The 13,182-nt window shown below is 72.7% G+C and carries 12 protein-coding genes; 3 read left to right on the top strand and 9 right to left on the bottom strand.

Annotation, left to right across the window (positions count from 1 at the left end; genetic code table 11):
* Positions 1–128: 128 nt before the first annotated feature.
* Positions 129–1,352 carry a sensor histidine kinase gene (locus ABIC29_RS02645; protein WP_116080719.1) on the top strand — a complete coding sequence of 408 codons (1,224 nt, stop codon included), beginning with the start codon at positions 129–131 and terminating at the stop codon, positions 1,350–1,352.
* A complete protein-coding gene (locus ABIC29_RS02640; RefSeq protein WP_116080718.1) occupies positions 1,349–1,972 on the top strand; it encodes a response regulator in 624 nt (207 codons plus the stop codon). Before ABIC29_RS02645 ends, ABIC29_RS02640 begins: the two co-directional genes overlap by 4 nt.
* A 26-nt stretch (positions 1,973–1,998) precedes the next feature.
* Here the strand turns inward: ABIC29_RS02640 and ABIC29_RS02635 are convergent, their stop codons facing one another.
* The 9 genes from ABIC29_RS02635 to ABIC29_RS02595 form a co-directional block, all read right to left on the bottom strand.
* Positions 1,999–2,790, bottom strand: coding sequence for a PspA/IM30 family protein (locus ABIC29_RS02635; protein ID WP_116080717.1), 792 nt, complete (start codon positions 2,788–2,790; stop codon positions 1,999–2,001).
* Positions 2,787–3,416 carry a hypothetical protein gene (locus ABIC29_RS02630; RefSeq protein ID WP_116080716.1) on the bottom strand — a complete coding sequence of 210 codons (630 nt, stop codon included), beginning with the start codon at positions 3,414–3,416 and terminating at the stop codon, positions 2,787–2,789. Before ABIC29_RS02630 ends, ABIC29_RS02635 begins: the two co-directional genes overlap by 4 nt.
* A 125-nt stretch (positions 3,417–3,541) precedes the next feature.
* Positions 3,542–5,101 (bottom strand): SLC13 family permease, encoded by a 1,560-nt coding sequence (locus ABIC29_RS02625; protein ID WP_354242448.1) that lies wholly within the window; start codon positions 5,099–5,101, stop codon positions 3,542–3,544.
* A gap of 55 nt (positions 5,102–5,156) precedes the next feature.
* Positions 5,157–6,353 (bottom strand): MFS transporter, encoded by a 1,197-nt coding sequence (locus tag ABIC29_RS02620; protein WP_116080715.1) that lies wholly within the window; start codon positions 6,351–6,353, stop codon positions 5,157–5,159.
* A 69-nt stretch (positions 6,354–6,422) separates the two neighbouring features.
* On the bottom strand, positions 6,423–7,640 hold the full coding sequence (locus ABIC29_RS02615) for a low temperature requirement protein A (protein WP_116080714.1): 1,218 nt from the start codon (positions 7,638–7,640) through the stop codon (positions 6,423–6,425).
* A 69-nt stretch (positions 7,641–7,709) separates the two neighbouring features.
* Positions 7,710–8,462: an oxygenase MpaB family protein gene (locus ABIC29_RS02610; protein WP_354242445.1), complete on the bottom strand. Its 753-nt coding sequence runs from the start codon at positions 8,460–8,462 to the stop codon at positions 7,710–7,712.
* 140 nt (positions 8,463–8,602) lie between these two features.
* Entirely contained in the window at positions 8,603–9,523 is a 921-nt protein-coding gene (locus ABIC29_RS02605; RefSeq protein ID WP_116080712.1) for a lytic transglycosylase domain-containing protein, read from the bottom strand.
* A 173-nt stretch (positions 9,524–9,696) separates the two neighbouring features.
* Positions 9,697–10,182: a nucleoside deaminase gene (locus tag ABIC29_RS02600; protein ID WP_354242443.1), complete on the bottom strand. Its 486-nt coding sequence runs from the start codon at positions 10,180–10,182 to the stop codon at positions 9,697–9,699.
* A gap of 43 nt (positions 10,183–10,225) precedes the next feature.
* Entirely contained in the window at positions 10,226–12,469 is a 2,244-nt protein-coding gene (locus tag ABIC29_RS02595) for a HelD family protein (RefSeq protein ID WP_502915460.1), read from the bottom strand.
* Positions 12,470–12,606: 137 nt separating this feature from the next.
* On the opposite strand from ABIC29_RS02595, the gene ABIC29_RS02590 reads away from it, so the two are divergent.
* The gene (locus ABIC29_RS02590; protein ID WP_354242440.1) at positions 12,607–13,086 is read left to right on the top strand and encodes a pyridoxamine 5'-phosphate oxidase family protein; all 480 of its coding nucleotides are present in this window, start codon (positions 12,607–12,609) and stop codon (positions 13,084–13,086) included.
* The last annotated feature ends 96 nt before the right edge of the window (positions 13,087–13,182 follow it).

The raw sequence follows: 13,182 nt of genomic DNA, 5'->3' as shown, positions 1-13,182 counted from the left end.
CCCACTCTTCTCGCGGGGCCCGCCCGCGTCATCCGCACTCCGCACACGATTCGGCGGGCGAACGGATGACCCGGGAATCGTCCTTTCGAAGGGTGCCGCCGCCGCGACCTGCCCGTAGAGTCGGCCCCATGGCCCACACCGCGTTGACCCCGGTCTTCGTGGGTCTGCGAACCGGGCTGCACGTGCTGTTCGCAGCCCTCACCGTGCTCGTGATGGTGCGCGCGATCCTCGCCCCGACCGAATCCAGCGGCCTGGTCGTCGCGATCTCGGCGGTGCTGCTGCTCACCTACGCCCTGGGCGGCGTGGTCGCCCGGCCGCGCGAGCACGCGCACGAGCTGGCCTCCGCGAACGCACGCGAAGGCTCGCGCCGGCGGGTCGCCCCGCTGATCTGGCTCGCGGCGCTCACCGTCGAGTGGGTCGTGCTCGTGTGGCTCATCCCCGAGGCCGCCTACCTCGTGTTTCCGATGTTCTTCCTCTACCTGCACCTGCTCGGCCGGTGGTGGGGGTCCGCCGCGATCCTCGGTTCGACGATCATCGCGATCTGCGCGCTGGGCCTGCACGGCGAGTGGACGATCGGCGGAGTCGTCGGCCCGCTCGTCGGCGCCGGGGTCGCGCTCCTCATCGGGCTCGGATACCAGGCGCTCGCGCGCGAAGCCGCGCAACGCGAGGCCCTCATGGACGAACTGCTCGCGACACGCAACCAGCTCGCGACGACGGAGCACGAGTCGGGGGTGCTCGCCGAGCGCGCACGACTGGCCCGCGAGATCCACGACACGGTGGCGCAGGGGCTCTCGAGCATCCAGATCCTCCTGCACGCGGCCGAACGCGCCGACGGCGAGCGGCCCGGCATCGAGCACATCCGGCTGGCCCGCGAGACCGCCGCCGCGAACCTCGCCGACGCGCGTCGGTTCATCCGTGAGCTCACCCCGCCCGACCTCGACGACCACGGGTTCGGTGGTTCGCTGCGCCGTCTCGCCGAGACGCAATGGGCGACCGACGGGCTGGAGGTGCGCGTGCGCGTCTCCGACCAGGTGGCGTTGCCGATGCAGTTGCAGACCGCACTGCTCCGCATCGCGCAAGGGGCGATCGCGAACGTCATCCAGCACGCACACGCATCCGTCGCGACGATCACGCTGGCCGTCGAGGACGACGAGGTGCTCTTCACCGTGGTCGATGACGGCGACGGGTTCGATCCGCTGCAGAGCACGAACACCGACGGTCGATCGGATTCGTTCGGACTGAGGGCCACACGTGAGCGTGTGCAGCAGCTCGGCGGGGTGCTCGTCATCGACTCCGCACCGGGTCTGGGCACGACGCTCGCCGTGACCATCGCGCTCGAGGGGGTCGCATGATCCGCATCGTGATCGCCGACGACCACCCCATCGTGCGAGCCGGGCTCGTCGCGCTCTTCGGTCAGGAGTCCGATGTCGACGTCGTCGCCGAGGCCGCATCGGGAGATGAGGCCGTGCGCGCCGCGGAGCGCGAGAATCCCGACGTGGTGCTCATGGACCTCCAGTTCGGCGCGAACGGCGGCACCGGGGCCGACGCGACCCGGCGCATCCGCTCGCTCAGCGCCCCGCCGTACGTGCTGGTGCTCACGAACTACGACTCCGACGCCGACATCCTCGGCGCGGTCGAGGCCGGCGCGAGCGGCTACCTGCTGAAGGACGCCCCGCCGCACGAGCTCCTCGCAGCAGTACGCGCCGCCGCAGCGGGCGAGAGCGCCCTCGCCCCGGTCATCGCCTCACGACTGCTTGACCGCATGCGGGCACCATCGGTGAGCCTGAGTTCACGCGAGATCGAGGTGCTCGAACTCGTCGCCGCCGGGCGGTCGAACACCGCGATCGCCGCCGAACTCTTCGTCAGCGAGACCACCGTGAAGTCGCACCTGGCGCACGTCTTCTCGAAACTGGACGTGTCGTCGCGCACGGCCGCGGTCGCCGCGGCCCGTCAGCGCGGCATCCTGCGCTGACGCCTCGCCGGGATGGTGTCGCGGGTTCAGGCCTGACCGGCCGGCCGCGCCTGCCCGATGCTCGTCCAGCCGCCAGAGCCAGGCTGCGCGGATGCGCCACCCGCGCTTGATCCGCCCTTCATCGCCTCGAGTTGGCGCTCGATCTCGGCCTGCGCCGAGATGACCGCGAGCTGGCGCTCGATGTCGGCGTCGGGTGCAGCCGTGAGGTCGGTCAACGCGCCGCTCGCGAGCAGCTCGTCGGTCGCCGCCGCCCGAGCCTGCATCTGGGCGACGCGGTCGCGTGCACGGTCGAGGCTGGATCCGACATCCGTGATGCTGTTGCTGATGCCCGACACGGCCTCGTTCGCCCGCACCTGCGCTTCGGACGCCGTGTAGGTCGCCTTGATCGTCTCCTTCTCGATGCGGAAGGCGGCGACCTGGTCGGTCAGCCGGCGCTCGCGCTCCTGCAACTGGGCCGTCTGCTGCTGGAGCGAGGCGAACTGGCTCTGCAGCTGCCCCACCTGCCCCTCGAGCATCGCGCGTCGCTCGAGCGCGGCGCGGGCCAGGTCTTCGCGACCCTGCGCGAGCGCCTCGGCGGCCTGCGATCCGAGCCGCTGGTAGCGCGCGCCCATCTCCTCGCCCTGCAGCTCGATGCGCTTCTTCGCGGTCGCGACGTCGGCGACCGCGACGCGCACCTGCTGGAGGAGTTTCACCTGCTGGTCGTAACTGTCATCGAGGGTCTCCCGAGGATCCTCCATGCGGTCGAGCGCCTTCGAGGTCTTGCTCCGGAAGATCGTCTTCATCCTCGCCGAATTGCTGTTGCCGTTGCTGGTGCTCATCGCTGGGTCCCCTCATCTCGAACGGTGGTGAACGTCGTGGTCGGTGGCGGCGCGGTGCGGCCGTCGCGTCGGTTGAGCGCCTGCAGCTGCTCGATGCCGGCGTGCAGGGCGGCGACCTCGCGGTCGACCTCGGAGCCGAGCGCCGTGAGGGCGTCATCGGTTGAGCCGGAGAGCCCGGATGCCACGGCGGTCCGCACCTGCTTCACGAGCGCCTCGACCTGCTCGACGCGCTGGCGTGCGGCCGGCAGCTCGTCGGCGAGCGCACGGTCGTCGGTCTCGGACTCCATCAAGCGCAGCTGCAGGTCGAGCACGGAGCCTTCGTCGCCGATGCGGCGGAAGAGCCGGGGCAGCTCGCTTCGCGACGAGTCGGCGACGAGCTCGACGGCAGCCCGCCCGCTGCGCAGGGTCTCGTCGAGTCGCACGCGCAGGGCGAGCACCGTTCGCTGCGACCCGTGGGCGAGGCGGGCACGCGTGCGCAGCGCCGCACCGCTGACCGTGCGGTTGCGTCGCACGCGCCGCACGGCGGACCGCACGACGAGCACGAACGTCACCAGCACGGCGAACGAGAGCAGCATGATCACGCCGAGCCCGATCAGGATCGCCTCGATGCCCGTCACCTGCACCACCCCCAAGGTTGTCTTCGACGACTCCGTCGAACGCGATATAACGCGTGTCGCGAGAATACCCCGGAATCCTGAGAACCGTGAGTGCCGGCGGCGGATTCGCAGCCTGCGTGCCCGAGGTCCGGGTCTCAGAAGGGCCAGATCAGCGGCACGTACAGCACCGCGATCAGGAGGAAGAACAGCAGGAGCGGGAGCCCGAGCTTCCAGTAGTCGGCGAAGCGGTAGCCGCCGGGCTCCAGCACCATCGTGTTCGCGGGCGTGGCGACCGGCGTGAGGAACGCCGCCGCGCCCGACACGGTCAGCGCCATCATGAACGGCAGCACCGAGACGCCGAGGTCGGCCGCGACGACGACCGCGATCGGCGCGACGATGAGCACGGTCGCGGTGTTCGAGATGAGCTGGCCGAGCACCACGGTGAGCACGCACATCGCGGCGAGCGCCAGGTACGGCGACGACTCCCCCACGAGGTCGAGCAGCGCGCGGGCGATCACGTCGGCCGTGCCGGTCGTGACGAACGCCGTCGACAGCGGGATCATGCCGGCGACGAGCACGACGGTCGTCCACGAGATGCTGCGGTACGCCTGCGTCGGCGTCACGACGCGCAGGAGCACGATGGCGGATGCCGCGGCGAGGCCGGCGATCGCGGCCGGCACGATTCCCGTGGCGAGGAGCACGACCATGACCGCGAGCACGCCGATGGCCCGCTTCGCCCCGACCCCGAGCGGAACCGAGCGCCGGATGCGCGCCGGGTCCTCGACGACGAGCACTTCCGGGCCCGCCGTGTTGCGCTCCAGCTCGTCCCAGCCGCCGCCGAGGAGCAGCGTGTCGCCCGCCTGCAGCGTCGCGTCGGGGCCGACGAGGTCCTCGCCGGCGCGCTGCACGGCGAGCACCACGAGGTCGCCGCTCGGCGTCTGCATGCCGGGGAACAGGCGCATGCCGATGAGCGACGAGCGGGGCGCGACGACGACCTCGGTCGCACCGCGACGCACGCCGATGAGCTCGGTGCCCTCTGGCAGCGCGTACTGCGCGCGCAGGGCCCTGGCGTGCGCCGACGTGTCCTGCGGGATCACCGAGGGCGCCCGGTTCGGCAGGAGCCGGCGTCCGAGCAGGGTGATGATGAGCACGGTGCCGGCGACGAGCGGGACGCCGACGAGCCCGAACTCGAAGAAGCCGAACGGGCGAGCCCCGGCATCCGCCGCCGTCTCGCTCACGATGATGTTCACGGGGGTGCCCGTCAGCGCGAGCAACGACCCCGCATGCGCCGAGAACGCGAGCGGCATGAGCATCTGCGACGGCGGGACGCCGGCGCGCGACGCGACCACCACGACGACCGGGATCAGCGCCGCGACCGCGCCGTTCACGCTGATCAGCGCGGTCACCGCGGCGACCAGCAGGCACACGACCACGAGGAGCACCTTGCGTCCGGTTCCGGCCCGACCGATGACCTGCTGGCCCGCCCATGCCGTGACGCCCGTAGAGTCGAGCGCCTCGCTCACGACGAACAGCGTCGCGATGAAGATCACCGTCGGATCGCCGAACCCGGCGAGGGCCTGCGCGAGGTCGAGGATGCCGGTGGCCCAGAGCGCCACCGAGACGCCGATCGCGACGATGCCCAGTGGCACCCGGTTCGACATGAAGGCCACGATGGCGAGCGCGAGGATCACGAGCGTGGTCGCGACGGGATCCATGAGGCTCACCATAGCGACCGCGGCCCCGCCGATGTCGGCGACGCGGGCACGCTGCCTATCCCGGCGCGGCCGGGAACGCCCGGCGCGCGAGGAGCACGACCAGGGCGCCCGCGAGCACGAGTGCCGCGCCGCAGTACGGCACCCACGCGAGCCCGACGCCCGCCAGCACGGCACCGCCGAGCGCCGCTCCCCCGCCGATGCCGATGTTCGCGGTGGCGTTCACGAGGGCGCCGATGAGGTCGGGCGTCGCACCGCGCGTGCGGATGGCGGCGGTCTGGAAGCTCGAGGCCACCGCGCCGAACGCGGCACCCCACAGCGCGGAGGCCCCGAGCACGCCGGGGAGCCCGGGGAACGCCAGCCCGAGCGCGACGAGCCCGACGACCATGGCGACGAGCACGAGCAGCAGGCTCGCGCGCGGCCGTCGATCGAGCGTGACGCCGGCGAACCAGGTGCCGACGAGGCCGAGCGCGCCGAGCACGAGCAGCACCGGGCCGATGCCGCTCGCGGCGAGCCCCGCTGCCAGCAGGATCACGGCGACGTACGTGTAGACGGTGTACTGGCCGAGGTAGACGAGCGCGTTCGCGACCGAGACCATCGCGAGGCGCCCGCGCCGCAGCATCCGCTCGGGATCCGCCCCGTCGGCGGGAGGCGCGACGGACACCGCAGGCAGCAGCACCGCCACGAGCACGAGGGTGATCGCGCAGGCGACGGCGAGCACGCCGAACGCGACCCGCCACCCCACCGCGGTGCCGAGCGACGTCGACAGCGGAACACCCAGCACGAAGCCGGCCGACGCGCCGGCCGTCACGAGCGCGAGCGCCCGGCCGGTGAACTCGGCGCGCACCAGGCGCGACCCGTAGGCGATGCTGAGCGAGAAGAACAGGGCGTGCGCGATGCCCCCGATCGCACGACCGGCCGCGACCACGGCGAACGTCGGCGCCAGTGCCACGACGACGTTGCCCGCGGTGTAGGCGGCGAGGGTGCCGAGCAGCAGGGCCTTGCGCGGCAGCCGGCGGGTCCAGAGCGTCAGCGGCACGGCGAGCACCGCGACCATGAACGCGTAGACGGTCACGAGGAGCCCGGCGATCGACTCCGAGACGCCGAGCTCCGCGCCCATCGCCGGCAGCACGCCGACCGGGAGCATCTCGGTCGTCACGGCGAGGAACGTCGCGATCGTGAGCGCGAGGATGCCTCCGGCAGCGTCGCGCACGGTGCCCGGACGCCAGGCCCTCGCGTCGCCGGATGCGCTCATACCGCGAGGGTACCGACCGCACCCGACGCCACGCGGACCGACCTGTTCGCCCGATTCCCCTGACCGGGCTCAGCCGCCGGTGCGCCGGCCGGTGCGGATCCGCTCGACGGTCTCACCGGCGGCGGTCGCCGCGAGCACGAGCGCCGCGAGGACGCTCATGGAGAGGGGCTCGAGCAGGCCGCTCAGCGCCGTCAGAATCACGAGCAGGCCGAGGCCGGCCAGCTGCGCACGCATCCAGCGCCCCTCGAGCACGCGCCGGAAGAGCAGCGTGCCGCCGAGGAAGAGCAGCGGCCCTCCGATCACCGTCACGACCGCACCCGCGCTGTGCTCGTGCGGGTGCGCGAGCACCTCCTTGTCGCCGACGCCGAGCACGACGATGCCCGCGATGATGAGCAGGTGCACCCAGGTGTACGCCGCGCGGGCCAATCGCGCCGGCGCCTCGTGTGCTGCGATCGCCTCGGGGCCGACGCGCTCCCCGTGGTCGAAGTAGATCCACCAGCAGGCCGCCGCCGCCACGAACGCGGTGACGAGCGCCACGCCGACCTCGACGCTCGCTTCCGAGTCGACGACCTGGAAGCCCGTGACGAGCAGCCCCTCGCCGAGGGCGATGAGCACGAACAGCGCCGCACGCTCCGCGATGTGCGGGCCCGAGACATCCCACGACCCGACCTCGACGCGGCCGAGACGCGGCACCGGATAGCCGAGCACGCTGCCGAGCAGCTCGATGCCGAGAGCCGCCGCCCAGAACGGCAACTGGACGGGCAACGGCAGCAGGGCGCCGACGATCCAGAGCACCGAGCCGGCCGTGGTCCAGACGAGCACGCACGAGAAGTCCCTGGCGAGCGCCGCGTCGTGCCGCGCCGCGGCCAGCACGATGAACACCGCCCGGCCGAGCTGGAGCACGACGTACGAGATCGCGAACGCCCACGCGCGGTCGCCGAACGCCTCGGCGATCGACACGCTCAGCACGAGCGCCACGAAGGCGAGCGCGATGACGGCGCCGCGCACCGGCAGCTTCACCGGGTCGAGCCAGTTCGTCAGCCAACTCGTCGAGATCCACGCCCACCACAGGGCCGTCACGGCGAGCGCGCCCTCGAACGCCCCGAGGAGCGTCTGATTCGCGTACAGGTAGGTGCCGAGCTGGGTGAGCGCGAACACGAACACGAGGTCGAAGAACAATTCGACGAAGGTCACGCGGTCGGCTCGCTCGGAACCCGACGGCCTCAGGAGGTCGCGACGGAATCCGAACCTCGCGGTCGTCGTCCGCCGCCCGACGGCATCGCCCATCGACGCATCACCTCCCGGGCCCGAGCGTATCGGCCGTGCGCGGCGTCGCGGGCCGCGCGACCGAGGTGATCACCCGCCTGCCGCGGCGAGCCGTGCGACCCTGGCCCGCGCGTTGCGCTCGCTCGGCGAGATGCCGCCGAGCGCGCGGCGGGCGACCGCGAGCAGCAGGCGCGTGAGCGTGATGGCCGGCCACCTGGGTCGACGCAGTCCCAGCAGTTCGCGGTGCTGCGGTTCGAGCGACGCGACGGCACCGCCGAAGAGGATCGGGTAGAGCCGCCCGGTGAGCCCGGGAAGGCCGGGCCGGCGAAGGAAGTGCACGGTCTCGACGACCCGCTCATCGCGCTTGGCGTCGGCGAGGAACGCGGTCATCTCGCCGCGCAGCGCGGCGACCGTCGTGGGCGGATCGGTCACGCCCATGAGCCTCCCGGCCTCGGCCCACTCGCGGACGTAGGCGTCGGGCCCGCCGGGGATCGGTCCGCCCCAGAGCTCGTGCGCGCCGAGGAACGCCTCGGTGAAGGCGTCGTGCACCCAGCGCAGCAGCTCCTCGTCGTTCGCCGCGTAGGCTCGCTCGGCACCCTTCGCGTCGACGTAGGTCCCCTGCACGTGCTCGTGCAGCCGGGACACGAAGGCGGATGCCGCGGCTGCCGCCCGTCGGTCGCCGAACGTCGTGACGGCGACCCATCGAACCGTGCCGTCGAGCCGCGCGAGCGGGTCCTCGCGGTACCTCGACCAGTCGTGCACCCCCGCCATCGCGCCCGGATGCAGGGTCTGCAGCAGCAGCGCCCTGATGCCGGCGACGAGGGTCGGCAGCGCGCCGTTCACGGCCCAGACCGCACTGCCCGGGCCGAAGAACCCGGCGTCGTCGCCCTCGGCGAGCGCGGCGGTCCACGCCGGCGGATCGGGTCGGCGGCTGCGCAGCGGATGCCAGCGCGCGGCGCCGATCGAGGAGCCGGCCGTGCGGGCTATGCGGCCGCCTCCGCATACCGCTGGGCGACCTTCGCGACCTTGTCGACGTAGTCGTTGTCGTGGTTGTACGAGTACACGGCAGCGCGCCATCCCTCCGGCGTGGTCATCGACCCCGACGCGCACAGGTAGTTCGCCGTCGTGAGTGCGGCGTCGTCGATCTGGTTCGGGTCGGCCACGCCGTCGCCGTCGCCGTCGCTCGCCCACTTCGCCCACGTCGACGGGATGAACTGCATGGGGCCGACCGCCCGGTCCCACGTGGCATCGCCGTCGAGCGCGCCGCCGTCGGTGTCGGCGATCCTCGCCACCCCGTTGCCGTCGAGCGCGCGGCCGATGATCGCCGGCTGCACGTTGCCGGCCTCGTCGATCGTCCGGCCGTCGTGGCTTCCGTGGCCCGACTCGATCGAGCCGATGGCGGCGACCGTCGCCCAGTCGACCCCGCATTCCGGGTCTTCGCTGGCGACCACGATGTGCGCGAGCGCGTAGGCCGCGAGCGCGCGTTCGGGGATGTCGGTGGCCGCGGCGACCTGGCCGGCCCACTCGGCGTCGATGAGCGGCAGCGCCGCGGCCAGCGGAACCGCACCCGACAGGTCCGTCGACTCCTCGTCGGCAGCGGGCTCCTCCTCGGCCGGCGTCTCCTGGTCGAGCACCTCTGGCTCCGACGTCTGCTCGGGCTGCACGATCGTGGGGGGCATGGCCACATGCGGCCCGTCGGCCGATGGCGCCGCGAACCCGCCGGGGTTGGTCGCCGTGCCGACGAGGTTCACCGCGACGACCGCGCCGACCACCAGGGCGACGACGCCGACCACGACGCCCGCATATGCGGCGACGCGGCGAACGACCTGCCAGCCGGTCGCCCGCTCACGGGCTGCACGGGGCCCGCCGCGCTCGTCGGCGTCGAAATCGTCGTCCCATGACATCGTTCGGTGGCTCCGTTCGGGCGGTGGTTCAGGGCTGCCCAATGCGATCGCCCCGGTGCCGGCTCGTTCGAGCACGGCGGAGCGACCGCCCCTTCACCCTACGCGCGAGCCGCTCACGACGCACGGGTTTGCCCCAACGCGCACGGCGCCGCGCACCGCCACGCCGACCGGGGTCAGCCCTGCCGCACCGCGCGGACGATGAGCGCCCGCACGTCGGGCACGAGCTCGTCGACGGGGCCGTCGACCGTCAGGCCGGGCGCGATGGTCGTGATCGGCAGGGGCGCCACCGCCGACGGGGCGCTGCCCTCGGACTGACGCCACCCGGCGATCTGCTCCGCCGACGCGACGTACGCGATGCGGCCGAGGCCGACCCACGCATGCGCGGCCGAGCACATCGCGCAGTGCTCCCCCGAGGTGTAGACGGTCGCCGCCGCGCGTTCGTCCGGCGTCAGGTTCGCAACCGCCCAGCGCGCGATCTCGAGCTCCGGATGCCGCGTCGCGTCGCCCGTGCTCTGTTCGCGGTTGCGGTCGGCGAACCGTTCGACGCCGCCCGCATCGACGAGCACGGACCCGAACGGGCCGTCGCCGGATTCGGCCGCCTCGCGGGCGAGCGCGACGGCGCGCCGCAGGTGGATGAGGTCGTCGTCGGAGATCGCCATCCGCCCAGTCTGTCGCGCTCGTCGCCCGGCGTCACGGGTCTCGTCAGCCGATGACGTCGCCCGCCTCGACGACCGTGAGTCGCTGCGTCGGCCGGGTGAGCGCGACGTAGAGCCGCTTCCACGTCGCGACGGACACCGCCTGCGGCGCCGGCATCGGGGGCACGGCGACCACCACGGCGTCGAACTCGAGGCCCTTCGCGTCGTCGGGCGTGCCCGCCCAGAGCCGATCGGCGGCACCGGTGGCGGTCGCACGCTCGGCCTCGGCCGCCCGCACCCCGCGAAGGGCGCCGAGCACGCCGAGGGGCGCGATCACGCCGACGGTGCCCTCGCTCTCGGCGAGCGCCTCGACGGCCGCGCGCGCGGTCGCCTCGCCGAGCTCGGCGGGCGCGACCCGCACGGTGCGCGGCTCGTGCTCGCCGTCACGGGCGGAGGTCGGCTCGTGCACGCCGGGATCGATGCGGCGCAGCACCCCGGTCGCGATGCGCATGATGCGTCCCGGCGTTCGGTAGTTGACCGTGAGGTCGGTGCGGCTCCACCTGGGCACCTGCGGGTCGAGCAGCCCCGCCCAGGTGAACGGCGCGTCCGTCGCCGTGTACTGGTTCGCGTCGCCGACGAGGGTCATCGACCGCGAGGGGCAGCGGCGGATCAGCGCGCGCAGCAGCATCGGGCTCGTCTCCTGCGCCTCGTCGACGATGATGTGGCCGTAGACCCACTCGCGGTCCGACATCGCGCGCTCCGCGGGCGTGCGGCCGTCGCCGGCCACCTGCCGGTCGGCGAGCATCGCGGCGCTCACGATCTCGACCGGTGCACTGAGGTGGTCCTCGTCGGCGTCGGCGTCGGTCACCATGTCGAGCACGTTCTGCGCGTAGGCGAGGTCGGTCGCCCGATCGGCGCGGGCCCGCGCGGCCGCCGCCGTCATCGGCCGCGGATCGTGGCCGAGGAGTTCGGCGAGCTCGTCGACGAGCGGGACGTCGGCCGGCGTGAGCCCGTGACCGTGCGGTCGAAGCAGCGCCGAGCGCAGCGACGGGTCGAGCGACGGGAACGCCGCGTCGAACCGCACCGGGTCGCTGAAGAGCTCGCGAACGACGTCGACCGGGTCGAGCAGCGGCCAGAGCTCGTCGAAGAGTTCCTGCACCGCAGGGTCTTCAGCCCAGTCGGCGCGTCGCTCCCAGTCCTCCATCGCCGAGGCGCCGTGCTCGGCATCCTCGAGGCGGAGGATCTCGGTCAGCAGCGCCGTCTCGAACTTCGGCCGCGCCGCGTTGTGCGGCGTCGCACCCGCCCGGCCGCGCGAGCGCACGCGCGCGAGCAGACGGCCGTCGAGAGTCATCGGCTTGAGGCCCGCCGGGCGCAGCACGAGGTCACCCTGGTGGGAGACCTCGAAGGCGCGCACGGCCTGCTTGAGCGCACCGACGATGTCGAGCCGGCCCTTGAACTCGGCCGCGGGCGCGGATTCGGTCGCGGTCGCCGTCACGCCGGGCACGAGCGTGCTCGGCGTGACGAGCACGGCGGAGTCCTCGCCGAGCGACGGCAGCACCTGCGAGATGTACTCGAGGAACCGCAGGTTCGGGCCCACGATGAGCACGACGGACTTCGACAGGCGGTTGCGGTGCTCGTAGAGCAGGTACGCCGCGCGCTGCAGGGCGACCGCCGTCTTGCCGGTGCCCGGCCCGCCCTGCACGACGAGCGTGCCGGCGAGCGGACCCCGGATGATCGCATCCTGCTCGCGCTGGATCGTGCCGACGATGTCGCTCATGTGCGCCGTGCGCGGTCGGTCGAGTGCGGCCATGAGCGCGGCATCCGGACCATCGCCGACCGCCTCGACGATGGCGTCGGGGTGGTCGAGGTCGACGAGGAGCGGCTCGTCGTAGACCGCGGTCACGGTGCGGTCGGTCGACGAGATGCGACGCCGGGCCTTCACGCCCTCGCGGTGCAGCGGTGTCGCCGTGTAGAACGGGCGCGCGACGGGCGCACGCCAGTCGATGAGCAGTCGCTCGCCGTCGTCGGGGTCGCTGAGGCCGATGCGGCCGATGCGGAACCGCTCGCCCTCGTCGGTCTCGATGCCCCCGAAGAGCAGGCCGTACGACGCGGTGCGGAGCCCCTGCAGCCGCTGCGCGTGGTGCGCGACGAGCGCGTCGCGCTCGGTGAGGTTCAACTCGTCGCTGGGGCGGCCGAGCATCGCGCGGAGGTACTCGGCCTCCTGCTCGACGAGCCCGGCGACGACCCCGCGGATGTGGTCGAGCGCCGCCTGCTCCTCGGCGACGGGCGTGGTGGAAGTGCTGCTGCTGATGTCGGGTCTCCTCGTGCGGCGGAACCGTCGATTCTACCCTCCGCTGACGCCGCGACATCCACCTGTGAAGTCAATCCCCTGCAGCGTGCCCGCCGGTCGGCCTAGCGTCGGATGACACGACGATCGAAGGAGGGGCCATGCCCGGCACCGAGAAGGAACGCATCATCGAACTCGCGCGCGCCATCCCGTTCGGGTGGCTGACGACCGTGACCGGCGACGGCAAGCTCGTCTCCAGGCCGATGTCGCCCCGCGAGGTCACGGATGACGGGGTGATCTGGTACTTCGCCGAGCGCGACTCGCGCGACGCGAGCGAGATCTCGGCGAACGCGAACGTCGGCGTGACGCTGAACTCGGGGTCGACGTTCGTCTCGTTCGCCGGCATCGCCGAACTCGTCGACGACCCCGCCCGCAAGGACGAGCTGTGGGATGCCGCGGTGGAGGCCTGGCTGCCGGACGGCCCGCAGAGCCCGAATGCGGTCCTCATCAAGGTCACCGCCGAGTCGGGCGAGTACTGGGACACCCCTGGCGGGCGCATCGCCACGCTGATCAGCTTCGTCAAGGCCAAGGTGACCGGCGAACGCTACGACGGCGGCGAGAACGAGACCGTCACGCTCTGAGCTCATCGGAGCACGTCCTGGACACCGCAGATTCGCGGTTGCGTACGCCGCGCAACGTACGGCGCGGCCGGTGCTCGTGGACGAACTCGCCGGAGT

It is taken from the genome of Agromyces sp. PvR057 (assembly GCF_040547485.1).
In the GTDB taxonomy this organism is placed as follows: domain Bacteria; phylum Actinomycetota; class Actinomycetes; order Actinomycetales; family Microbacteriaceae; genus Agromyces.
Note: the sequence above shows the minus strand (reverse complement) of the source record. Positions and strands in the feature narration are given on the sequence as shown.